The organism is Pseudomonas cimarronensis (genome assembly GCF_049331905.1).
Lineage (GTDB): Bacteria > Pseudomonadota > Gammaproteobacteria > Pseudomonadales > Pseudomonadaceae > Aquipseudomonas.
This window is the reverse complement of the sequence record NZ_CP186283.1, coordinates 1,275,396-1,299,157: the sequence shown is the minus strand read 5'-3', so window position 1 is coordinate 1,299,157 and position 23,762 is coordinate 1,275,396. Positions and strand designations below refer to the sequence as shown.

The 23,762-nt window shown below is 62.4% G+C and carries 20 protein-coding genes; 7 read left to right on the top strand and 13 right to left on the bottom strand.

Annotated features, from left to right (window positions below; translation table 11 throughout):
• Positions 1 to 121 precede the first annotated feature (121 nt).
• The 3 genes from ACOCLD_RS06000 to ACOCLD_RS05990 all read left to right on the top strand — a co-directional run bounded on the left by ACOCLD_RS06000 (position 122) and on the right by ACOCLD_RS05990 (position 6,194).
• A complete protein-coding gene (locus ACOCLD_RS06000; RefSeq protein ID WP_422911220.1) occupies positions 122 to 4,309 on the top strand; it encodes a sensor domain-containing protein in 4,188 nt (1,395 codons plus the stop codon).
• Positions 4,310 to 4,433: 124 nt separating this feature from the next.
• Positions 4,434 to 5,687 (top strand): serine hydroxymethyltransferase, encoded by a 1,254-nt coding sequence (gene glyA, locus ACOCLD_RS05995; RefSeq protein WP_257776997.1) that lies wholly within the window; start codon positions 4,434 to 4,436, stop codon positions 5,685 to 5,687.
• A gap of 135 nt (positions 5,688 to 5,822) precedes the next feature.
• Complete coding sequence (locus ACOCLD_RS05990; protein WP_257776996.1) at positions 5,823 to 6,194, top strand: PilZ domain-containing protein; 372 nt, start codon at positions 5,823 to 5,825, stop codon at positions 6,192 to 6,194.
• Between the two features lie 187 nt (positions 6,195 to 6,381).
• Here the strand turns inward: ACOCLD_RS05990 and radA are convergent, their stop codons facing one another.
• The 3 genes from radA to ACOCLD_RS05975 form a co-directional block, all read right to left on the bottom strand.
• Positions 6,382 to 7,746 (bottom strand): DNA repair protein RadA, encoded by a 1,365-nt coding sequence (radA, locus tag ACOCLD_RS05985; protein ID WP_422911219.1) that lies wholly within the window; start codon positions 7,744 to 7,746, stop codon positions 6,382 to 6,384.
• A 68-nt stretch (positions 7,747 to 7,814) separates the two neighbouring features.
• Positions 7,815 to 8,093: a YdcH family protein gene (locus ACOCLD_RS05980; RefSeq protein ID WP_422911218.1), complete on the bottom strand. Its 279-nt coding sequence runs from the start codon at positions 8,091 to 8,093 to the stop codon at positions 7,815 to 7,817.
• Between the two features lie 84 nt (positions 8,094 to 8,177).
• Positions 8,178 to 8,420 (bottom strand): YdcH family protein, encoded by a 243-nt coding sequence (locus ACOCLD_RS05975; protein WP_257776994.1) that lies wholly within the window; start codon positions 8,418 to 8,420, stop codon positions 8,178 to 8,180.
• A gap of 133 nt (positions 8,421 to 8,553) precedes the next feature.
• Here ACOCLD_RS05975 and ACOCLD_RS05970 point away from each other — a divergent pair, with 133 nt between their 5' ends.
• From ACOCLD_RS05970 to ACOCLD_RS05960, 3 genes are all read left to right on the top strand, one after another.
• Positions 8,554 to 9,300: an EAL domain-containing protein gene (locus ACOCLD_RS05970; RefSeq protein ID WP_422911217.1), complete on the top strand. Its 747-nt coding sequence runs from the start codon at positions 8,554 to 8,556 to the stop codon at positions 9,298 to 9,300.
• 67 nt (positions 9,301 to 9,367) lie between these two features.
• On the top strand, positions 9,368 to 9,781 hold the full coding sequence (gene mscL / locus ACOCLD_RS05965) for a large-conductance mechanosensitive channel protein MscL (RefSeq protein WP_422911216.1): 414 nt from the start codon (positions 9,368 to 9,370) through the stop codon (positions 9,779 to 9,781).
• A 117-nt stretch (positions 9,782 to 9,898) separates the two neighbouring features.
• Positions 9,899 to 10,924 carry a CNNM domain-containing protein gene (locus ACOCLD_RS05960; RefSeq protein WP_422911215.1) on the top strand — a complete coding sequence of 342 codons (1,026 nt, stop codon included), beginning with the start codon at positions 9,899 to 9,901 and terminating at the stop codon, positions 10,922 to 10,924.
• A 2-nt stretch (positions 10,925 to 10,926) separates the two neighbouring features.
• Here ACOCLD_RS05960 and ACOCLD_RS05955 read toward each other — a convergent pair whose 3' ends face one another.
• Both ACOCLD_RS05955 and ACOCLD_RS05950 read right to left on the bottom strand, forming a co-directional pair.
• Positions 10,927 to 11,700 (bottom strand): ferredoxin--NADP reductase, encoded by a 774-nt coding sequence (locus ACOCLD_RS05955; protein ID WP_422911214.1) that lies wholly within the window; start codon positions 11,698 to 11,700, stop codon positions 10,927 to 10,929.
• A 109-nt stretch (positions 11,701 to 11,809) separates the two neighbouring features.
• A complete protein-coding gene (locus tag ACOCLD_RS05950) occupies positions 11,810 to 12,805 on the bottom strand; it encodes a DctP family TRAP transporter solute-binding subunit (protein WP_233683623.1) in 996 nt (331 codons plus the stop codon).
• 378 nt (positions 12,806 to 13,183) lie between these two features.
• Between ACOCLD_RS05950 and ACOCLD_RS05945 the strand changes: the two genes are divergently transcribed.
• A complete protein-coding gene (locus tag ACOCLD_RS05945) occupies positions 13,184 to 14,308 on the top strand; it encodes a methyltransferase (protein WP_422911213.1) in 1,125 nt (374 codons plus the stop codon).
• Positions 14,309 to 14,407: 99 nt separating this feature from the next.
• On the opposite strand, the gene ACOCLD_RS05940 is transcribed toward ACOCLD_RS05945, so the two are convergent.
• The 8 genes from ACOCLD_RS05940 to ACOCLD_RS05905 all read right to left on the bottom strand — a co-directional run bounded on the left by ACOCLD_RS05940 (position 14,408) and on the right by ACOCLD_RS05905 (position 23,530).
• Positions 14,408 to 14,551: a DUF2474 domain-containing protein gene (locus tag ACOCLD_RS05940; protein ID WP_422911212.1), complete on the bottom strand. Its 144-nt coding sequence runs from the start codon at positions 14,549 to 14,551 to the stop codon at positions 14,408 to 14,410.
• 150 nt (positions 14,552 to 14,701) lie between these two features.
• A complete protein-coding gene (gene cydB, locus ACOCLD_RS05935; protein ID WP_422911211.1) occupies positions 14,702 to 15,709 on the bottom strand; it encodes a cytochrome d ubiquinol oxidase subunit II in 1,008 nt (335 codons plus the stop codon).
• 2 nt (positions 15,710 to 15,711) lie between these two features.
• Positions 15,712 to 17,151 carry a cytochrome ubiquinol oxidase subunit I gene (locus tag ACOCLD_RS05930; protein ID WP_422911210.1) on the bottom strand — a complete coding sequence of 480 codons (1,440 nt, stop codon included), beginning with the start codon at positions 17,149 to 17,151 and terminating at the stop codon, positions 15,712 to 15,714.
• A gap of 245 nt (positions 17,152 to 17,396) precedes the next feature.
• Positions 17,397 to 17,969, bottom strand: a complete 573-nt coding sequence (locus ACOCLD_RS05925) for a nucleotidyltransferase family protein (protein ID WP_422911209.1) — start codon at positions 17,967 to 17,969, stop codon at positions 17,397 to 17,399.
• 1 nt (position 17,970) lies between these two features.
• Entirely contained in the window at positions 17,971 to 18,942 is a 972-nt protein-coding gene (locus tag ACOCLD_RS05920; protein ID WP_422911208.1) for an XdhC family protein, read from the bottom strand.
• Between the two features lie 16 nt (positions 18,943 to 18,958).
• Positions 18,959 to 20,167 (bottom strand): cytochrome c, encoded by a 1,209-nt coding sequence (locus ACOCLD_RS05915; protein ID WP_422911207.1) that lies wholly within the window; start codon positions 20,165 to 20,167, stop codon positions 18,959 to 18,961.
• 2 nt (positions 20,168 to 20,169) lie between these two features.
• Entirely contained in the window at positions 20,170 to 20,709 is a 540-nt protein-coding gene (locus ACOCLD_RS05910; protein ID WP_311089367.1) for a (2Fe-2S)-binding protein, read from the bottom strand.
• Complete coding sequence (locus tag ACOCLD_RS05905) at positions 20,702 to 23,530, bottom strand: xanthine dehydrogenase family protein molybdopterin-binding subunit (protein ID WP_422911206.1); 2,829 nt, start codon at positions 23,528 to 23,530, stop codon at positions 20,702 to 20,704. The genes ACOCLD_RS05910 and ACOCLD_RS05905 overlap by 8 nt, the downstream gene beginning before the upstream one ends.
• Positions 23,531 to 23,762 lie beyond the last annotated feature (232 nt).

Below are 23,762 nucleotides of genomic sequence, written 5' to 3'. Positions count from 1 at the left end.
CTGCCGCCCGCGCACCACCCAGGGACTCGCCGACAGTCGCCCAGCCCCAGGATGTACCCCTTTGCCAACAGTCACGCCCACACCTCCACCGCGTACACCTGGCGCTCCGCCGGCTGAGGCGATGCGCGGGCCGACCCGTGGCGCACTGGTGGTACTGGTGCTGTGCATGCTGGTGCTGCTGCTCTGGCAACTGCGCCAGGAATCCCAGCAACTGCTCGACAACCAGCGCCAGCTGGGCCTGGCCTACAGCTCGCAACTGGCCAATCACCTGAGCCTGAACATGGACCTCAAGGCCAGCGCCGGCCAGGCCCTGTTGCAAAGTCACGTACTGCCGCCGAGCAGCCCTGACGAACTCGAAGAATTGCTGCAAACCCTGCGCGGCGTATTCCCAACCCTGCGCAGCCTGGCCTGGCTGAATAGCCGCGGCGAGGTGATCGCCGACAGCCATGCGCCGAGCGAAGACCGCCTGTACCTGGATGAGCTGGTGCAACGTGGTCGTGGCGAAAGCTTTTTCTATACCTTCAGCGCCAACGACAAGGGGCGCATCTACCTGCTGTTGCGGCACAACCCCGACAGTCCGTCCAGCGGCTTCTGGGTATTGCGCCTGACCAATCGCGCCCTGAACAGCTGGCTGCATGAGCACCATCAGAGCCCGCACCAGTGGCTGCTGGAAGATCGCAACGTGCAGCGGGTGATTGCCAGCAATGTCGCGCCGGATACCGACAACGCTGCCGTAGCGCCACCGGTGACCGCCGAGAACCTTGACCAGAGCATGCTGAAAACCCCGCTCAAGGGCAGTGACTGGCAGCTGCGTGCGCTGTTCAACGAACGCAAGATCCGCGCCCAGCAATTGCCGCAACAGGCCAGCAAACTGCTGCTGTTTATTCTCTGCGCCACCCTGACGTTGCTCGCGCTGTATCGCCTGCTGCATGAACAGCGCAGCCTGCACGCACTCAACACCGCCTCGCGGCGTTCGCTGCAACAGGCAGCCAGCGTGCTCGGGGCGATTGAAGAACGCGTGCTGGTCACCGACAGTCAGGGCCAGTTGCAGTACCTCAACCCACAGGCCGAAGCGATGTTCGGCCTACGCAACGACGAGGCGCGCAACTGGCATCTGCTCAAGCTGCTGCCGCGCCTCGACCCGCTGCTGCTGCACGACACCGCGCTGCACAACGACCTCGGCCCCGACCTGGTGGAGATCCAGCAGAACGGCCGCACCCACCTGTTCGATATCAGCCGCAGCGACCTCAGCGAAGACAACCGCCGCACCGGTTTTGTCTGGGTACTGCGCGATGTCACAGAAGAACAGCATGCCTCCCACGTGCTGCAGGAAACCCGTCGACGCTACCAGGATATTTTCGACGGCACGGGTACCGCCCTTTGCGTGCTCGACCTCGCCGAGCTGCGCCACTACCTGCAACAGCATCAGCTGCACAGCCCGGCGCAGCTGCAGCACTGGCTCGACAGCAAGCCCCAGCAACACACGGAGCTGTGCCAACGCCTGCGCCTGACCGAAACCAACCAGGTGGCCCTGCAACTGCTTGGCGTGGAATCCAACCAGCAGGCGTGGGAGCACCTGTTCAACAGCGGCCCGCTGCGCCCGGACGGTTTCCGCATGCAGTTGCTCAACGCCCTGATCAACGGCAGCGGCCAGCTGGAAATGGAACGGCAGATCCGCACCCCGCAGGGCCATGAGCGCCACCTGTGGTTGCTGCTGCGCCTGCCGGAGAGCATCGACGACCTGCAGGCCGTGACCCTTAGCATCAGCGACATCACCAACCGCAAGCGCATCGAAACCTCGCTGATCGAGCGCGAGCGCTTCTGGTCCGATGTGGTCAAGGCCGTACCGGACACCATCTATGTGCACGACATGTGCAGCAAGCGGGTGATGTACAGCAACAACCACCTCGGCCCGCAACTGGGTTACAGCAAGGCCGAGATCCACCAGCTCGGCGAACGCCTGTGGGAAAAGATTCTGCACCCCGATGACGTCGAGCTTTACCAACGCATGCGCAATATCCAGCAGGTGGTCGGTAACGGCCTGCTGATGCAGTTCGAGCTGCGCTGGCGGCACCGCGATGGCAGCTGGCACTGGTTCGATATCCGCGAACAGGCCCTGGCCCGCGATGCACAGGGGCGGGTCAGCCGGTTGATCGGCGTGGCCAAGGACATCACCGAGCAGATCACCCACAGCGAATCGCTGCGCACCAGTGAGCAGCGCTATCGCCTGCTGGCAGAAAGCATCAGCGACGTGATCTTCTCCACCGACAGTCACCTGCAGCTCAACTACGTCAGCCCGTCGGTCAAGCCGGTGCTTGGCTATGACAGTGAATGGGCACTGGCCAACGGCTTTCAGAGCCTGGCCACCAACCCGCGTCAGCTGGTGGGTTTCTATGCCCTGCTCGACCGCGTGCGCAATGCCCTGGACGACCCGCAGCGCCTGGCTGAACTGCGCGCGCAGTTCCTGCCGCAGCTGTTCGTCTTCGATGCGCTGCGCGCCGACGGCCAGAAAATTCCGGTGGAACTGCGCCTGGTGCCAATGTGGGATGACAGTGGGCGCTTCGAAGGCCTGCTCGGCGTGGGCCGCGACATCAGCCTGCAGCGCCGCGCAGAAAAAGACCTGCGCATGGCCGCCACGGTATTCGAACACTCCACGGCGGCGATTCTGGTCACCGACCCGGCCGGTTATATCGTTCAGGTCAACAACGCATTCAGCCGGGTCAGTGGCTACAGCTCGCAGCAGATTCTTGATCAACTGCCCAGCGTGCTGACGGCAGACACCCAGCAGGCCAGCCACCTGGCCTATGTGATCAAACAGCTCAACCAGCAGGGCAGCTGGGAAGGCGAGGTATGGCTCAAGCGCAAGAGCGGCGAGAAATTCCCCGCCTGGGTCGGTATCACGGCGGTCAGGGATGATGAAGGCGACCTGGTCAGCTACGTGTGTTTCTTCAGCGATATCAGCGAGCGCAAGGCCAGCGAACAGCGCATCCACCGCCTGGCCTATTACGACGCCCTGACCCAGCTGCCCAACCGCACATTGTTCCAGGACCGCCTGCACAGTGCGCTGCAGCACGGCGAACGGCACCAGGAATGGGTGGTGCTGATGTTCCTCGACCTCGACCGTTTCAAACCGATCAACGACTCCCTCGGCCACGCCGCCGGAGACCGCATGCTCAAGGATGTGGCCGTGCGCCTGAGCGCCTGCGTGGACAGCGACGACACTGTGGCACGCATGGGCGGCGACGAATTCACCCTGCTGCTGCATTCCCAGTCCCAGCGTGACAGCGCCGTGACCCGCGCCATCCATGTCGGTGAACAGATTCTCGCCAGCCTGGCGCAGCCGTTTATCCTCGAAGGCCGCGAGTTCTTCGTCACTGCCAGTATCGGTATCGCCCTCAGCCCGCAGGATGGCAACGAGCTGAGCCAACTGATGAAGAACGCCGACACGGCGATGTACCACGCCAAGGAACGCGGCAAGAACAACTTCCAGTTCTACCAGGCCGACATGAACGCCAGCGCCCTGCAGCGCCTGGAGCTGGAAAGCGACCTGCGCCACGCCCTCGAACAGGGTGAGTTCCGTCTGTATTACCAGCCGCAGTTCTCCAGTGATGGCAAACGCCTGACCGGTGCCGAAGCACTGCTGCGTTGGCAGCACCCACAGCGCGGCCTGGTGCCGCCGAGCGAATTCATTCCGGTGCTGGAAGAACTCGGCCTGGTGGTGCAGGTCGGTGACTGGGTGCTGCGCGAGTCCTGCCGGCAGTTGGCCGAATGGCACCAGGCGAAAATCCGCGTGCCGAAAATTTCCGTCAACCTCTCGGCCCGGCAGTTTGCCGAAGGCGACCTCAATCAGCGTATTGCCGATATTCTCCAGCACAGCGCAATCCCCGCTGGCTGCCTGGAACTGGAGCTGACCGAAAGCATCCTGATGGAAGACGTGGCCAACGCCATGCATACCCTCACCAGCCTGAAGAAGCTCGGCGTGTTTATCGCCATCGACGACTTCGGCACCGGTTACAGCTCACTGAACTACCTCAAGCAGTTCCCCATCGACGTGCTGAAGATCGACCGCAGCTTCGTCGACGGCCTGCCCCACGGCGAACAGGACGGCCAGATTGCCCGGGCGATCATCGCCATGGCCCACAGCCTCAACCTCACGGTGATCGCGGAAGGCGTGGAAACCCTGGCCCAGCTGGACTTCCTGCGCGGCCACGACTGCGACGAGGTGCAGGGCTTCCTGCTCGGTCGCCCCATGCCGGCCCACCAGTTCACCGCACTGTTTACCGGCACCGCGCTGTTTATGCTGAGCTGACAACACCCCTGGATGAGCCCCACTTGTCCGCCAGATGATCAAGCTTCATATGCCTGATCGCGCCGTATGGGTTAGAATTCGCCCCCTCTTTCTACCGCCCAGCTGATTTTCTCAGGGGAATGCCATGTTCAGCCGTGATTTGACTCTTGCCCGTTATGACGCCGAATTGTTTGCCGCGATGGAGCAAGAAGCCCAACGCCAGGAACATCACATCGAGCTGATCGCCTCGGAAAACTACACCAGCCCAGCGGTGATGGAAGCCCAGGGTTCGGTGCTGACCAACAAGTACGCCGAAGGCTACCCAGGCAAGCGTTACTACGGCGGTTGCGAATACGTCGATATCGTTGAGCAACTGGCCATCGACCGCGCCAAGGAGCTGTTCGGCGCCGACTACGCCAACGTCCAGCCGCACTCCGGCAGCCAGGCTAACGCAGCGGTGTACATGGCCCTGCTGGAAGCCGGCGACACCGTACTGGGCATGAGCCTGGCCCACGGCGGCCACCTGACCCACGGCGCCAGCGTCAGCTTCTCCGGCAAGATCTACAACGCCGTGCAGTACGGCATCACCGATGCTGGCCTGATCGACTACGACGAAGTCGAGCGCCTGGCCGTTGAGCACAAGCCGAAGATGATCATCGCCGGCTTCAGCGCCTACTCGCAGGTGCTGGACTTCCCACGTTTCCGCGCCATCGCCGACAAAGTTGGTGCTTACCTGTTCGTCGACATGGCCCACGTGGCCGGTCTGGTCGCTGCTGGCGTTTACCCGAACCCGGTGCCGTTCGCCGACGTGGTCACCACCACCACGCACAAAACCCTGCGCGGCCCGCGCGGCGGCCTGATTCTCGCCCGTGCCAACGAAGCGCTGGAGAAGAAATTCAACTCCGCGGTCTTCCCAGGCGGCCAAGGCGGCCCGCTGGAGCACGTCATCGCCGCCAAGGCCGTGTGCTTCAAGGAAGCCCTTCAGCCTGAGTTCAAGGCCTACCAGCAGCAAGTGATCAAGAACGCCCAGACCATGGCCAGCGTGTTTATCGAAAACGGCTACGACGTGGTTTCCGGCGGCACCGAGAACCACCTGTTCCTGCTCAGCCTGATCAAGCAGGACATCACCGGTAAAGACGCCGACGCTGCCCTGGGCCGCGCGTTCATCACTGTGAACAAGAACAGCGTACCGAACGACCCACGTTCGCCGTTCGTCACCTCCGGCCTGCGCATCGGCACCCCTGCCGTGACCACCCGCGGCTTCAAGGAAGACGAGTGCCGCGCACTGGCCGGCTGGATCTGCGAGATCCTCGCCAACCTGGGCGACGAAGCGGTCGAAGCGCGCGTGCGCGAGCAGGTCAAAGCGGTTTGCGCCAAGTTCCCGGTTTACGGCAACTAAGCATTACCCGCACGGAAAAGCCCGCCTCTTGGCGGGCTTTTTTATACCTGCCGCGCAGGCCTCAATACAGATAAAACCAAGCCATTGGCGACGGCCTTGGCTATAGTGGATAAAACCTCGCAGGAGTTTCTTTGCATGAGCGAAACAGCCAATGAGCGTCGGCGCTTTCAACGCATCGCTTTCGACGCACCGACCGAGATAGTGCAAGGCGAGCGACGCTGGCCAGTTGAACTGCATGACGTTTCCCTCAAAGGCCTGCTGATCAAGCGCCCCGCCGCCTGGAACGGCGATCCCAACCAACCGTTCGAAGCCAATCTCCAGCTGGCTGACGACACTCGCGTGCGCATGGAAGTGGTGCTGACCCGCACCCAGGATGACCTGCTCGGGTTTGTCTGCCGGCATATCGATCTGGACTCGATCAGCCACCTGCGCCGCCTGGTGGAACTCAACCTCGGCGACGACAGCCTGCTGGAACGCGAACTCGCCGCCCTCGGCGAAGACGAATAAAAAAGGAGGCCTCGGCCTCCTTTTTCCATCCTGCCTGAGCGGATTTAGAACGTGTTTACGATTTCGCGAGCTAGAGCCAGACAAGGCAAAAACAGCCGAGGAAGCGCAGTTTACGAGCTGTAAATGAGCATTCCGAGGCTGTTTTTAACGCTGGATGGCCGACGCGCAGCAGATCGTAAACAGGTTCTTATTCGAACAACGCATCCAGCGCCTGCTCCAGGCGCGTTACGGCAATCACCTGCAAGCCCGTGGGCGGATCTTTCGGCGCATTGCCCTTGGGCACGATGGCGCGTTTGAAGCCGTGCTTGGCTGCCTCCTTCAAGCGCTCCTGACCACTTGGCACCGGGCGAATTTCGCCGGACAGCCCCACCTCACCGAACACCAGCAGGTCATGGGGCAGCGGCTTGTTGCGCAGACTGGAAATCACTGCCGCCATCAGCGCCAGGTCCGAAGCAGTTTCCAGCACCTTGACCCCACCGACTACGTTGAGAAACACGTCCTGATCGTAGGTCGGGATGCCACCATGCCGGTGCAGCACAGCCAGGAGCATGGCCAGACGGTTCTGATCCAGGCCCAGGGTGACGCGACGCGGGTTGGCCATATGGCTGGTGTCGACCAGCGCCTGCACCTCCACCAGCATTGGCCGGGTGCCTTCCCAGGTGGCCATGACAATACTGCCTGGGACTTCTTCCTGGGCGCGGGTGAGGAAGATCGCCGAGGGGTTGGTGACTTCTTTCAGGCCCTTGTCGGTCATGCCGAACACGCCTAGCTCATTGATCGCGCCAAAACGATTCTTCACCGCGCGCAGCAGGCGCAGGCGACCATCAGACTCGCCCTCGAAATACAGCACGGTGTCGACCATATGTTCGAGTACGCGCGGTCCGGCCAGCGCACCTTCCTTGGTCACATGCCCCACCAGAAAGATCGCCGTGCCGCTCTGCTTGGCAAAGCGCACCAGCAACGCCGCACTCTCGCGCACCTGGGCCACACCGCCGGGAGCCGACTGCAGCTGCTCGGTAAAGATGGTCTGGATCGAGTCGATCACCATTACCTTGGGCTTTTCCAGGCGCGCGGTGGCGATGATGCTTTCGATGCAGGTTTCGGTCATGACCTTGAGCTTGTCTTCCGGCAAACCCAGGCGGCGGGCGCGCATGGCTACCTGCTGCTGGGACTCCTCACCGGTGACATACAGCGCGGGAAAGCGCGTGGCAATGTTGCACAGGGTCTGCAGCAGGATGGTCGACTTGCCGATACCGGGGTCGCCGCCGATCAGCACCACCGAGCCGTCCACCAGGCCACCGCCAAGCACGCGATCAAGCTCGCCAGACGCGGTGGAAAAGCGCGGCACCTCCTCGACGCTGACTTCGGCCAGAGTCTTGAGCTGCGCCTGTTCGCCCGCCCAACCCGCGCGGCCACTGGGAGTGGCCGCATTGGCTTCGAGCAGGGTTTCTACCAGGGTATTCCAGGCGCCGCATTCGCCGCACTGGCCGGCCCATTTGGGAAAGGTTGCACCGCATTCGGTGCAGCCATACATGCGCTTGGCCTTGGCCATGCCGGACTCCTCTGCAAACTGAGCCCGGATCATACGAAATAGCTGGATATATTTACAGCCCTTTACCGCTATCCCTTGCAGCCATTACCGCAGCCACAACACTGCCCGGCAGCGCGCTTTAGTCGGCGTGCGAGGTCATCCTTGAGTCCTACTCGCTCCTGCTTGAGCGACAACAGGGCGTCATCAGCCAGCACTTCATTGCCGGCTTCGATGCGGCAAATGCGCTTATCCAATGTCTCGTAGGTGTCGGCCAGGTGGGCGAAGTCGGCGTCGCTGATGCGCAGGTCATGCAGCGCGCTGCGCAGTTCGGGGAAGTCTTTGATCAGCGGATGGTGTTCAACGTGCATGCGGGCATTCCTCTGGGATAGTCACTGCCTGCAGACTATCCGCCGCACCGGGCCCAGCACTTGACCCGGATCAAGCCCGCGACGTTATGGTGCGTTGCGCAGATAGCCGGCCAGTTCGTCCTTGAGGCTGACACGCTGCATTTTCAGGCCCAACAGGAGGATCTCATCCATGGCAACGCGCCCGCTTTCCACTTCGTAGATGCGCTTGTCGAGTTCATCGTATTCCTCAACCAGGCGGGCAAAGTGCCCGTCGCTGGCCAGCAGGCTGCGCAGCTGCGCCTGGTATTCGGGAAACTCGCGGCTGAGCGGGTGATGTTCCAATGGCATAGTGACATCCTCATGGCGGTTCTCGCTTGAGACTAGCCCACTCAGGCCGGCTCTGCTGCAACGCCCGGAAATGGGAGGCGCGCAGCAACTTCTGCTATCGTGGCCAGCAACTGCAAACACCAGAGGCCGGGCTATGGCTAGCAAAACGGGATGTGTGGCCTGCCGTGACGGGCAGGCGCTGGATTTTCCCATCAGCATGGCATTTCAACCCATCGTCAACCTCAACACCGGGGCCATCTTTGCCCATGAAGCCCTGGTGCGCGGCAGTGCCGGCGAGTCCGCTGGCAGCCTGCTGAGCAAGCTCAACAAGGACAACCTCTACTCCTTCGACCAGGCCTGCCGGATTACCGCCCTGGAATGGGCGGCCAAGCTGCAAGTGCCAGCCATGGTCTCAATCAACTTTATGCCCAACGCGGTGTACAAGGCCGAGACCTGCATCCGCGCCACGCTGGAGGCGGCCCAGCGCTTCAACTTTCCGCTGCAGCGGATCATCTTCGAAGTCACCGAACAGGAGCAGGTGCTGGATGTCGATCACCTCACCGGCATCCTGCGCGCGTACCGCAAGCAGGGCTTTATGACCGCCATCGATGACTTCGGCGCAGGCTATGCCGGGCTCAACCTGCTGGCCGACTTTCAGCCGGACCTGATCAAGCTGGACATGCAGCTGATCCGTGACATCGATCAGGACAGCGTGCGGCAGATTCTGGTCGAAGCCGCTCTGCAGATGTGCCGCAAGCTGAATATCCGGGTGATCGCCGAAGGCATTGAAAGCCTGGGTGAGCTGCAGGCATTGCGCGACATGGGCGTGGAGCTGTTCCAGGGTTACCTGCTGGCCAAACCAGCATTCGAAGCCCTGCCTGCAGTGCACCTGCCGGGCTGAGAAGTAGCTGGCAAGCGGCGCGCGCTGGATTACACTCAGGCCAACCTCACCTAACAGGGAACGCAGCATGAGCATAATCAGTGAATTCAAAGCCTTTGCCGTCAAGGGCAACGTGGTCGACATGGCCGTCGGGATCATCATCGGCGCGGCGTTCGGCAAGATCGTCTCGTCCTTTGTCGGTGACGTGGTCATGCCGCCGCTGGGCGTGCTGATTGGCGGCGTGGATTTCACTGACCTGTCCATCACCCTGAAGGCTGCCGAAGGCGATTTGCCTGCTGTAGTGCTGGCCTACGGCAAATTTATCCAGACCGTGCTCGACTTCCTGATCGTCGCTTTCGCCATCTTCATGGGCATCAAGGTGCTCAACAAACTCAAGCGCGAAGAAGAAGCGGCGCCCGCAGCACCGGCCCCGCCGACCAAGGATCAGGAGCTGCTCAGCGAGATCCGCGACCTGCTCAAGGCGCAGCAAAACCGCGACTGACTTCCCCTGTGCGGAGGGCCACAAGCGCCCTCCCGTACATGATTTGTTGCAGGACAGTTCCGTCGCTTACCGAACGCTGGTGTAAATTGGCTGTCCCTTGGCTACTTTTCCCCCTCAATGACCCTCCTGATTGCGTTTGCAGTTCTATCCATCCTCGTCTCCTTTATCTGTTCCATTCTTGAAGCTGCGTTGCTGTCCCTGACGCCCAGCTATATCGCTCAGCAGAAGGCCGCCAAGCCCAAGCTCTACGAGCGTTTGAAAGGACTGAAAGACAAGATCGACCAACCTCTGGCCGCCATTCTTACGCTTAACACCGTGGCTCACACGGTTGGTGCCACCGGCGTGGGCGCGCAGGTCACGATCGTATTTGGCGATGGCTACCTGGGCACTGCCTCGGCTGTGATGACTCTGCTGATTCTGGTCCTCTCGGAAATTCTGCCCAAGACCATTGGCGCGCGTTACTGGCCAACCCTGGCGCCATTCCTGCCGAGCCTGCTGGGCGGCATGATCCTGCTGCTCAAGCCGTTTATCTTCATGTCCGACATGATCATGCGACTGTTTGGCGGCAAAGAACCTGAGCACGACATCCGTCAGGAGATCAAAGCCTTGACCCTGCTCGGCCGCGAAGTGGGCAAGCTCGATGAAGATGAACAACGGGTCATCAGCAACATCCTCGACCTGCATGAAATCAAGCTGCGCGACATCATGACGCCACGGATTGTCTGCGAGTTTGCCGCTCCCGATGACACCCTCGGCGCATTCAAGGCGCGCGTGAAAGAGAGCCAATTTTCCCGCTACCCGGTTATCGGTGAGGATGAAGCGCCACTGGGCGTGGTGTTCCGCTATGACGCCCTGAGCGCCGATGCGGATGAAGCGCCGGTGTCCAGCATCCTCAAACCGCTCAAGGTGGTTTCCGACAGCATGAACGTCGAAAACCTGATGACGCAGATGATGCATGAGCGTCAGCACATGTGCCTGGTGTATGACGAGTTCGGCAGCTGGCGCGGCCTGGTGACCATGGAGGACATCATGGAAACCATCATCGGCAAGCCGATCCTCGACGAAACCGACGACATCCCGAACATGCGCCGCTTCGCCAAGCGCCGCTGGGAACACCGGATCAAGGCCATCCGCGAGGAATAAGCCTACCAGTAGTTCTCCACCGCCACCTGCCCCGGCCGCCGGGTCAGGCTGAGCTGCAGGTCGCGCTGTTTCAGCAGCGCGCGGGTGTCGTCGATCATCTGCGGGTTGCCGCAGATCATCAGCCGCGAATGCTCAGGCTCCAGGCTCAGTCCCGCCGCCCGCTCCAACTCGCCATTGTCCAGCAAGCTGGTGATGCGCCCATGCAAACAGCCGGGCACCTGCTCACGGGTGACCAGCGGCAGGTAAACAAAGCGCTCGGCATATTCCTGCAAATGCTCCTGCTGCATAAGCCCGTGAATCTGCGGCTGATACGCCAGTTCGCTGGCCGTGCGCGCGCTGTACACCAGCACCACCCGGGCAAAGCGCTGCCACACCTCCAACCCCTGCAGAATCGACAGAAAAGGCGCGAGCCCGGTGCCACTGGCCAGCAGCCAAAGGTCACGGCCATCGGCAAAGCGATCGAGGGTAAGAAAGCCCAGCGCCTGTTTTTCAACTAACAGACTGTCGCCGACCTGCAGCCGACTCAGCTCGGAGGTGAACTCACCGCCCGGCACGACGATAGAAAAGAACTCGAGAAACTCATCATGCGGCGCCGAAGCCATCGAATAGGCGCGCCAGACCACTGAACCATCAGACTTTTCTACGCCGAGACGGGCAAATTGCCCAGCCCGGAAGCGAAAGCCCGCATCACGCGTACAACGCAGGCTGAACAGGCTGGGCGACCAGACCTGAATAGAGCTAAGGGTTTGCCGCGTGTACTTGTCGTCACTGGTCATACGAATACCGGGCCTATGCAGATTGCACAGGCCCAGTGTGGCGCAACGCCGACCGGACAAACACCGGCAAAACCTGGGGGTTCTTGGCCTTGCGCCTTAGAGACCGGTCTTAGCGGCGGTTGACGGCCTGCGCGGCACGCAACACATCGGCACCGATTTCCGCTTCGTAGGTCTTCCACATCGGGCTCAATGCGGCGCGCCATGCGGCACGTTCATCGTCGGTCAAGGTGACCACTTTGGCATTGCCGGCGGCGATGATGCGCGCGCGATCATTGTTGTTCAGCGTTTCGGCATCCTTGTTCACCGCGAAGGACACTTCATCGATGATCGCTTCCAGCTCGGTACGGGTTTTGTAGGGAATGCTGGTCCAGAACTCCTTGCTGCTGATCAGCATATAACTCAGCGAGCCGTGGTTGAGCTCGCTGATAAACGGCTGCACGGTGTCGACCTTCTGGCTGGCAATGTTCGACCAAGGGCCTTCGGTGCCCTGGATGGTGCCAGCCTGCAGCGCCTTGAACGCCTCGGCGAACGGCATCTTCACGGTCTTGGCGCCGAGCTGGCCAAACTGTGCCTGCAACACCGACGAGGGCTGGATACGGAAGGCCAGATCCTTGGCATCCTCGGGCTTGCGCAGCTCGCGACTGGAGGTCAGCTGCTTCATGCCGTTGTTCCAGTAGGCCAGGCCATAGATGCCCTGGTTGGACATGGCGTGCAGCAGCTCGCGGCTCTTGTCGCGCTTCTGGAAGCGCTTCACCGCCTCCAGGTCATCAAACAGAAACGGCAGGTCGAATACCTGCAGCTGCTTGGTATACGCCTCGAACTTGGACAGCGAAGGGGCCAGCATCTGCACCTTGCCCTCGCGCAGGGCGTTGATCTCCTCACCATCACCGAACAGCGTCGAGTTCGGGTAAACCTCAACCGCCACCTGGCCGGCCAGGCGCTCTTCCACCAGCTTCTTGAACAGCAGCGCGCCCTTACCCTTGGGGGTGTCTTCGGCCACCACATGGGAGAACTTGATCACGATGGGCGCCGTGCCTTCGGCCAGTGCCGGGCTTGCCGCGACCAGCAATGCGCTGAAGGTTAAGGACAGCAGGGACTTGAACATGAACATACCTTTTGCAAATAGAACGCCGTGAAGCCTGCATGGGCAGGCCTCATTGAGAGTTTGGGAATGTGGGCTATGAACGCAGACCGCGTGACAGAACACCTGTACGCGACTGATCATCAGGCGCTACCAGATCGCAGCCGGGCTTAATGCTCGGGGCCTGGTTATTATTTGAATGCCGACCTTGCTGACTGACGGGTATCAGACACGACTGAGCAGATCCGCAAGGGGGCGGCATTCTTCGGCAAAGCCGCGCGCGGCACAACCGTGATTTGCTGAACCAGCTCTCAGTTTCGAGACTTTTCTGCGCCTTGCACCGACAATAGCGACCAACTGCACTTTTGATCGCGCCCTTGCGCCTGCTACCCCGAGTTTTCCATGCCTGTGTTCAGTACCCCGTTCGCCCAGCTCGACCTGCTTCGCCAACCCGACCAGCCCAACGAGCCGCTGCAGGCCTTCGATGCGGCGGACGAATACCTGCTCAACCACCTGCATGAGCAGGGGCTGCCGAACGGCGCGCGGGTATTGGTGCTGAATGACAGCTTCGGCGCCCTGGCCATCAGCCTGGCAGGCCGGGCGCAAGTGACCAGCAGCGGCGACTCGCACCTCGGCCACCTGGGTTTACAGATCAACCTGCTGCGCAATCAGCTACCGGCGGATGCAGTGAGGTTCGTGCCGGCCAGCGCAGTCGCTCAGGGGCCGTTTGATGTGGTGCTGATCCGCGTACCGAAAACCCTGGCGCTGTTGGAGGAACAACTGATTCGCCTGCACGGCCAGCTAGCGCCAAACGCGCAGGTGATTGCCGCGGCCATGGTCAAACACCTGCCGCGTGCTGCCGGTGATCTGCTGGAGAAATATATCGGCACGGTGCAGGCCTCGCTGGCGGTGAAAAAAGCCCGCCTGCTGTTTGCCACCCCAGAAGCCAAGCCTGCGCCTGTATCGCCCTACCCGACGCGTTATCGTCTGGATAAGCCGGCTATCGAGCTGCTTAACCACGCCAATGTGTTCTGCCGTGAAGACCTGGATATCGGCACCCGCGCCTTCCTGCCGCACCTGCCCAAACACCTCAGCCGCGTGCGCGTGGCTGACCTCGGCTGTGGCAACGGCGTGCTCGGTATTGCCTATGCGCTGGGCAGCCCGCAGGCCGAGCTGACGCTGGTGGATGAGTCCTATATGGCTGTGCAATCAGCCGAGGAAAACTGGCGCGCGGCGCTGGGCGAACGCCCGGTCGAGATTCGCGCTGGCGATGGCCTGGCCGAGCAGACAGCTGACTCGTTGGACCTGGTGCTGTGCAATCCGCCGTTCCACCAGCAACAGGTGGTCGGTGACTTCCTCGCCTGGCGCATGTTCCAACAGGCCCGCGCCGCACTAGTCACCGGCGGCGAACTGTGGATCGTCGGCAACCGCCACCTGGGCTACCACGCCAAACTGAAACGGCTGTTCCGTGGCGTCGAACAGGTGGCGGCAACGCCGAAGTTTGTGGTGCTTAAAGCGATCAAATAAGCGCGCTGCAAAGCCCGGTGGGAGGGGCTTTAGCCGCGACAGGGCGTCAGCAAACGCTCGCCGCTAAAGCGCCCCCTACAGTGATCACCGCTATCGCGCTTACGGCGTGCCCATCCCCGCCGCCTGCATAAACAGGCGCAGCAGATAGGACACCACGCCCAGGGCCAGCACACTGCCAGCCCAGATCAGCACCAGCCAGCCAAGCCGCTGCCACAGCGGCTTTTTCTCTTCGACGTCGTTCATATTGCGGCCTCAGAACCTATTCGAGGTCTCGCGAGCTAGAGCCATGCAAGGCGAAAGCCGGCGAGGACGCGGAGTTTACTGCTGTAAATGAGCATCCGAGCCGGCTTTTAACGCAGCAGGGCCGACGCGCAGCAGACCGGGAGTCGAACCTTAGTGGTAGCCATCTTCTTCAGTAACCTTGCCGCGAAATACGTAATAGCTCCAGGCGGTGTACATCAGGATGAACGGGATGATGAACAGCGCGCCAACCAGGATAAAACCCTGGCTCTGCGGCGGCGCGGCGGCGTCCCAGATGCTGATCGACGGCGGGATGATATTCGGCCACAGGCTGATACCCAGGCCGCTGTAGCCGAGGAAGATCAGCGTCAGGGTCAGCAGAAACGGCGCGTAGTTGGCATTGCGCGCCACCGCGCGCAGCAGCGCCCAGGTGCATAGCAGCACCAGCAACGGCACCGGCATAAACCAGAAGATATTCGGCAGGCTGAACCAGCGTTCGGCGATATCGGCATGCGCCAGTGGCGTCCACAGGCTGACGATACCGGTGACACCAAGCAGGACGAACACCAGCGGCCGCGCCAGGTCGTGCATCTGCTGTTGCAGGCGGCCTTGGGTTTTCATGATCAGCCAGGTGCAGCCGAGCAAGGCGTAGGCGGCAATCAGCGCCAGGCCGCAGAACAGCGAGAACGGCGTCAGCCAGTCCAGTGCGCCGCCGGCATACGCCCGGTCGACCACCTCGAAGCCGTCGATATAAGCGCCCAGCGCCACGCCCTGGAAGAAGGTTGCGGTCAGCGAGCCGCCGATAAATGCCTTATCCCAGAGGTGGCGCTTGGCGGCCTTGGCCTTGAAACGGAACTCGAAGGCCACGCCACGGAAGATCAACCCCAGCAGCATAAAGATCAGCGGCAAGTACAGCGCGCTGAGCACCACCGCGTAGGCCAGCGGGAAAGCGCCAAACAGCGCCGCACCGCCGAGTACCAGCCAGGTTTCGTTACCGTCCCAGACCGGCGCCACGGTGTTCATCATCACATCGCGTTCGCCTTCGCTTTTGACGAAGGGAAAGAGGATGCCGATGCCCAGGTCGAAGCCATCCATGACCACGTACATCATCACGCCGAAAGCGATGATCACGGCCCAGATCAGCGAGAGATCAATACCCATATTCAATTCCTCTCAGCCAGCGAATCGGTTTCGCCTTCTTCCAGGCCCTCTTCGGGCGCGGACAGCGGACGCGACGGCGTGCGTTTCTGGCCTGGGCCGCCCTCGGCGGTTTCCTTGCCTTCGTCGGTGATCGGGCCCTTGCGCACCAGGCGCATCATGTAGCTGATACCGGCGCCAAACAGGGCGAAATACACCACCACAAACAGAATCAGGGTCAGGCTCATGTGCGCAAAACTGTGCCCAGACGAGGCATCAGCGGTGCGCATCAGCCCCTGGATGATCCAGGGCTGACGGCCGATCTCAGTGGTGTACCAGCCAGCAAGGATGGCAATAACCCCCGACGGGCCCATCCACACCGCCAGATGCAGGAACGGCCGGCTCTCGAACAACCTGCCGCGCGTACGCAGCCACAGCCCCCAGAGACCGGTGAGGATCATCAACATGCCGATGCCGACCATGACCCGGAAGGTCCAGAACACGATGGTCGAGTTAGGCCGGTCTTCCTTGGCGAACTCTTTGAGCGCCGGCACCTGCTTGTCCAGGCTGTGGGTCAGGATCAGGCTGCCGAGCGCAGGAATCTCGATCTTGAAGCGGGTTTCTTCGGCTTCCATATCCGGCCAGCCGAACAGAATCAGCGGGGTCGGTTCATCGCCGTGGTTTTCCCAGTGGCCTTCGATGGCGGCGATCTTCGCCGGCTGATACTTGAGGGTATTCAGGCCGTGGAAGTCGCCAATTACTGCCTGGATTGGCGCCACGATCAACGCCATCCACATGGCCATCGAGAGCATCTTGCGGATCGCCGGGTTGTCGCGACCGCGCAGCAGGTGCCAGGCCGCCGATGCACCGACGAAGAACGCCGTGGCAAGGAACGCCGCTGTAGCCATGTGCAGCAGGCGATACGGGAATGAGGGGTTGAACACCACGGCGAACCAGTCCACCGGAATCACCCGCCCGTCGATGATCTCGAAGCCCTGCGGGGTGTGCATCCAGCTGTTGGAGGCGAGAATCCAGAAGGTCGAGATCAGTGTGCCGACCGCCACCATCACCGTGGAGAAGAAGTGCAGGCCCGGGCCGACGCGGTTCCAGCCGAACAGCATGACGCCGAGGAAACCCGCCTCAAGGAAGAACGCGGTCAGCACTTCATAGGTCAGCAGCGGCCCGGTGACCGCTCCGGCAAAGTCGGAAAACGCGCTCCAGTTGGTGCCGAACTGATAGGCCATGACCAGACCGGAGACCACGCCCATGCCGAAGTTGACCGCAAATATCTTCGCCCAGAAGTGGTACAGGTCGCGGTACACCTCCTCGCCCGTCTTCAGCCAAAGCCCTTCAAGCACCGCCAGGTAACTGGCCAGGCCGATGGTGATGGCCGGAAAGATGATGTGAAAGGAGATGGTGAAAGCGAACTGGATTCGAGCGAGGTCGAGAGCCTCCAATCCAAACATGGCGTTTCCTCAGTCAGGTGATACGGGGCACGGCCACGGGCGCGCATGCCAGTCACAAGCAATCAGTCGGGGGGATTATTGTTCTGGGTTGACTAGCCATCGCACAGGGCCAACGGCCCTGCATAACCACGCACGATCAGTATTGATGCGGGTCAAGAGATGTACAGAGAGTAGCGCCTGGCGCGTCAAGTTCGGCTGTGGTCGATTGTCACGCGACGGGCTGCCACACCGCCAGGGCGGGCCGTCTAGTCGTTCAAGAGCGCCTGCGGCCGGTCGACATCGCGCAGCACACCCGGATCGGCCAGCGCAACGCCCTGGCACGCCGCGGCCTGCGACTGCAGCAACGCGCGCGCACCTTCATCGCCCGTCAGGGTCTGCAGCGCTGGCCAGAAGGCGCGGCCAAACAACACCGGGTGTCCGCGTTGGCCGTCATGCAGCGGATAGACGATGCGCTCGGCTGCGGCCTGCTGACACAGCTGCCACAGGCTGTCGGCGGCCACCCAGGGCATATCGCCGAGCAGCACGGCGATGGCGTCGGCCTCGCAACCGGCCAAGGCCCGCACCCCAGCAGCCAGGCTGTGGCCCATGCCCTGGTCGGCGTCAGGGCAACGGATAATCCGGCACGCATCCGGCAACCCCAAGGCCTGCGCATCGTCTTCGTCGCGCAGCAGCACATGCACCTCAGCGAACACCTGCAGGGCCCGCTCAGCACTGGCCGCCAGCAGGCCGCGACCGTCCGGCAAACGGGCCAGGCGCTTGTCACTGCCAAAGCGCCGACCTCGCCCGGCCGCCAGTAACAGAGCCACTACGCGCGGCATGCTAGAGCGCATCCCGCGCCAGGCCGTTGCGCACCCGCAGGATGTCAGCGAGTACCGCCAGGGCGATTTCCGCCGGGGTCTTGCTGCCCAGGTTGAGGCCGATTGGCGCGATGATCCGCGCCAGCGCAGCATCATCCAGGCCGCCGACGCGGCGCAGGCGCTCGAAGCGCTTGGCGCTGGTCAGTCGCGAGCCCATCACACCGATATAAAAAGCCTCGGTGCGCACGGCCTCGATCATCGCCAGATCATCGATACGCGGGTCATGGGTCAGCGCCACCACGGCGGTGTCGGCATGGCAGCCGCCCAGACGGATAACCTCGGACGGCAGCTCACGGCGGATTTCCACTCCTGGCAAGTCGACGCCTTGCAGCACCTCCTCGCGCGGATCACAGAGCACCACCTCGAAGCCCAGCCCCTGTGCAAATTGCGCGCAAACCTGCGCCACCGAGGAATAGCCCGCCAGCAGCAAGCGCTGGGCCGCACCAACGCGCACACGCAGCCGATTCGGCTGACGTTCAACTCTTTGCCCCTGCGTGTTGTCAGCCAGCAGGCGGCGCTCGCCGCTGGGCAGCGCCACGTCGCGGATCAGCCGGCGCTGGCCCGCCAGGGCACTCTCCAGCTCACGCAGATGGGCTTGTACCGCGCAGTCGGCCGGCAGGTTTTCCACCATCACGTCCAGCACACCGCCACAGGGCAGGCTGATCTGCGAGTGCGGGTCGCTGCCATCGCCATAGCGCACCAGGTGCACAGGCTCAGGAAAGGCGCCAGCGGCCAGGCGCTCAAGAAACTCATCCTCAACGCAACCACCGGACAACGAACCGATCCATTCGCCTTCGGCCGTGGCAGCCAGCAGCGAACCCGGCGCGCGCGGCGCCGAGCCGTAGGTGCTCAGCACCGTACACAGCCACACGCGCTGTCCTGCGGCGGACCACTGCAGCGCCTGGCGGACGACCAGCAGATCAAGGTGCTGCATCAGGCTTCACCCGGCCTCAATGGCCTTTCTCGCTGCGCAACTGGCTGACCTGCTGCGGGCTCAGCTCAGCCGCCTGGCCGCCCCAGGTCTGCCGCAGGTAATGCAGCAGGTCTCGCAGCTGCCCGTCATCCAGCTTGTCGCTGAAGCCCGGCATCGGTTGCATGCGCTCGAAACCGGTGAACTGCTGCTCCTTGATGCCGTCATCGATCACCCGCAACAGGTTGCGCGCATCGTTCAGGCGCAGGGTGGTGTTGCCATCCATCGCCACCGCCACATGCGGCACGCCCTCGCCCGCCACGCCATGGCACCCGGCGCAGAGGTTGAGGTAATGCTGACGGCCTTGTTGGGCGCTGGCATCGAGCTGCTCGAAGGCCACCGCGCTGACCTTGCGCGGCGCCGGCGGCTGATCACCAAGCAGGTAGGTGGCCATGGCCTTGTGATCGTCCAGCGGCAGGTACTGGGTGCTGTGGTGCAGCACCGGGTACATCTCGTTGAACATCGAACCCTGGGCGCTGATACCGTGCTTGAGGAAGGTCGCCAGGTCGTCGGTGCTCCAGCCGCGCTCGGCCAGGTCCTCGGCGAGCAGGCTCGGTGCCTCGTAACCGAGCAGTACACCGCCCTGCAGACGCTGATCCTGCTGCAGCGCGCCAAGGGCATTGCGCGGCGTGTGGCACTCGCCGCAATGGCCCAGCGCCTCGACCAGGTACTGGCCGCGCTGCCAGGTCTCGCTTTTGCCTTCAGCCGGCAGCATCTGCACGCGGTTCTTGTAGAGCATGTTCCAGAAGCCCAGACCGAAGCGCACATTGAACGGGAAGCTCAGGCTGGTTTGCGGGCTGGGTTTGGCGATCGGCTCCAGGCTCATCAGGTAGGCGTAGATGGCGTCGGAGTCTTCACGCTTGAGCAGGTGATACGAGGTGTACGGCATCGCCGGATAGAGCTTGCTGCCATCACGCCGCTCGCCTTCGGCCACTGCGCGGTAGAAGTCATCGGCACTGTACTCACCAATGCCGTACTGCTTGTCCGGGGTGATGTTGGTGCCATAGATGGTGCCAAACGGCGACTCCAGCGGCAGGCCGCCGGCGTATTCGGCACCACCTTCGACGCTGTGGCAGGCCACACAGTCGGCGGCGCGCGCCAGGTACTTGCCGCGCTCGATCAGTTGTTGATCGGCGGCCTGAGCGGCCAGCGGCAGAAACAGGGTCAGGGCAATCAGAATGCTCTTCATGCTTAACCTTCCTTGACCAGGCCGAGGGACTCGACCACATCGCGCGCGGCGTTGTAGTAGCGCACGTAACCGGTGCAGCGGCAGATGTGCTTGCCCAGGGCGTCTTCGATCTCGCCTTCCAGCTCGCTGCGCTTGACCGGCTGACGCTGGAGCTTTTCCACCAGCACGGTGGCGGCGTTGACGTAGCCCGGCGTGCAGTAGCTGCACTGGAAGGCAAACTGGTCGACGAACTGCTGCTGGATCGGGTTGAGCTGGCTGACCTCACCCTGGGCATCCCGCTTGGCGTGGCCCTCGATGGTGCGGATGCGCTTGCCGTCGAAGAAATGCGCGCCGGTGATGCAGGTGCGGATTTCTTCGCTGGTGCCGTCGGGCTTGTCGAGGATCGCCACACAGGCGTGGCACACACCCTGGCCGCAGCCCAGGCGCGAGCCGGTGAGGTTCAGGTATTCGTGGAGAAAGTCGATCATCATCAGGTCGTCGGCCACTTCCATCGGGCCGACCGCCTGGCTGTTGATAATCATGCTGAGCAGGCGCTTAGCCATGGAGGGCCTCCTTGATGCGGGCCGGAGTCAGGGGAAGGTCGCGCAGGCGCTTGCCGGTGGCGTGGGCCACGGCGTTGACGATGGCGCCAACCACCGGAATCATCACCACCTCGGCGATGCCCTTGGCCGGGTCGCTGGGTGATAGCGGCGGCAAAATTTCCGCGCTTTGCGACCACACCGCGCAATCCTTGGCGCGCGGCAGTTGATAGCGGTTGAAGTTCCAGGTGCCGTCGCCGGGGCCGCCTTCATACAGCGGCATTTCTTCCAGCAGCGCGTGGCCGATGCCCATGGCGATGCCGCCTTCGAGCTGACCCAGCACCAGTTCTTCGACGATCACCCGGCCGCACTCAAGCCAGGAGTGATGGTTGATCACCCGCGCCTCGCCGCTGCCCTTGTTGACCTTGACCTCGACCAGCGTGGCCACCGGGCTGTAGTAGGTGACCATGGCGTTGTTCAGCTGGGTCACCGGGTACTTGATGCTGATGCGATCGAGCAGGTGGAAGCCGTTACGGTTCATCAGCGCCTTTTGCGCGGCGCTTGCGCCGTCACCGTATTTCACCGCCAGGGCGTCCAGCGGCACACGCTCGCGCTGGCCGTTGATCTCGAACTCGCCCTCGGCCCAGCTCCAGCGGTTGAAGCCGTGCACACTGATACCGGTGACCAATCCCAGCTCATGGGCCTTGTGCGCCAGCAGCTTGAACGGAATCGGCGGCATGCCGTCGGCAGTCAGTTTGCCTTCGACCCAGTGCGCGTTCTCGCGGCGCACCACATAAGGGTTGGCCAGCCCGCCATGCTCACCCCGGCCCCAGATGGCCAGGGCTGCCGGCCACAGGCCGTGGATAAACAGCAGGCGCGCGGCTTCACGGGTGGAGTGCCCGGTGTAGTAGGAGGAGTTGGTCGCCGACGACGGCGAGGCCAGTTTGCCGACCCAGCGCGGGTTGCGCAGCGCGGCGTCCTGCTCGGCCTGGCTGATGATGTAAGGGTTGCCGCTGGTGGTCAGGGCCAGTTCGCTCCACTCGGTTTCGCCGGTCTTGATTTCATCGGCGGGCTGACCGAGGTAGTCGGCGACCAGCAGAGCCTGCGAGGTGGCCATGCCGGTGCCCATGTCGATAGCAATCTGGCGCAGGCTGACGCGGCCATCGGCACTGAACTCCAGGCTGGCCATCGGCGCTTCGGAGCCGGTGCCGAAGTCCTTCTGGCAGATGGCAAAGCCAACGCCGTAGAGGTTGTCCGGGTCTTCGGCATCGAAGCGCTTTTTACGCTCAACGCGGTTCTTCCAGATTTCGTGCTGCGCGGCCTTGTCGAGGATTTCATCGAGGCGCAGGGCACCGGCCGGGATCGCGCCCTGGGTGTTTTTCATGCCGGACTGGAACACGTTCTTCTTGCGCAACTCGATGGCATCGAGATTCAGCCGCTCGGCCACTTCGTCCACCATCATCTCGGTGGCGGCCATGGTTTGCAGGGTGCCGTAACCGCGCATCGAACCGGCTTCCACGCCGCGCGAGTAATAGGCGGTGGCCGCCAGGTCGCTGCGCGGCAGGTAGTAGATCGATTGCGCCGCCGTGGCGCCGACCGCCGCCACCGAGGAGCTGTAGTTGGCGCGACCGCCGCCGTCGACATCCATATGCGCGCGGAAGATCTGGAAGCTGTGATCCTGCCTGTTCACCGCCAACTGGTAGTGCATGTCGAAGGGATGCCGCTTGATACCGCTCTGGAACTGCTCGTAGCGGTCATTGGCCAGGCGCACAGGCACGCCGTCGCCGTAGATCGCGGCCAGGGCAGCGTAGAACACGTGAATGTTGTTGTCCTTGGAGCCGTAACCGACGGTGTAGCCAGGGTGCATGCTGAGCTTTTTCACAGCGAACCTGGAGGGCGCGAGCATATGCGCGGTCTGCTCGGCCACTTCGAACGGGCACTGAGTGGCGACCACAAAATGCAGGGTGCCGCTGGCCGGGTCAAACCAACCGTTGCCGTTGTCGGCTTCCAGCGCAGCTGGCTCGATGGACTGGGTGGTGAAGCGCTCATCGAACACCAGCCAGTCGCTCGGCGGGGTCTGCAGCTGGTTGAGCATCTGTTCGGCGTGGTACAGGCCCTGCTGAGTCAGGTCACCACTGACCTTGCCCTCGCCCCAGGCCGGCTTGCGGTTGTGGATCAGCGGAAACAGCATGCTGTCCTTGAGGCTGGAGAAGGTGTCCGGCTCGAACGGCGTGCTGCCGCCGACGCGCACGAAGCGGAAACTGCCATAAGGGTCGCTCTGGAACGCCGGCGCCTGCTCGCCGTAGCGAATCACCTTGTCGTTGAACTTGAGGATGTTCTTGGCCTGACGATAGCGCTCGAAGTCATGCCAGATCAGCAGCGCCACCGGGTGCCCGATAAACATCGGCACCTGGCCTTCGGGTAGCAGCGGGTCGAGGTTGTGGCCATCCGGAAAGCTGATGCCGTCTTTAACCAGGTCACTGGCGGTCACTACACGTTGCGGCTGCAACTCGGCAGGCAGCACCGACAGGTCGAAGCCCTGGTACAGCTGCTCGGTGCGCGTGGCCTTGAGCAAGAGCGCATGGCCTTGCTGCTGCGGCCAGCCGGGCATGTCCTTGGCGCGGATATCGCGGGCAAACACCTTGCCACCGACCACCTTGGACACCCCATCGATACGCGCCACAGCCTTGCCACTGGCGTTGTACCAGGGCTGCGGCATGGCGGTTACACGCTCCTCGAACAAGGCGGCAAACGCCTTGCTGCCCAGCGGGGCGAAACTGATGCCGATACCGGCGATGACGCTGCCTTGCAGAAAGGCGCGGCGGGACAACTCAGGAGTGGACATGTCCGTTCCTCGGGGCCAGAGCAGCCTGGCCATTTGCGTGAACAAAAGAGAGACAGGCGCGCCGCTTACAAGCACGGAGCAGAATCAGCGTAGACGACAGATTTATTGACCTGAAAGTCAGATTCTACTCAAGTCATTGCCACAACAGAATAAAAACCTGCCTTTAAAGTCAGATAAATACACAGCAGCGCCTCTAAAACGGCACCTCAGCATGCCGCCCACACCGACGCAT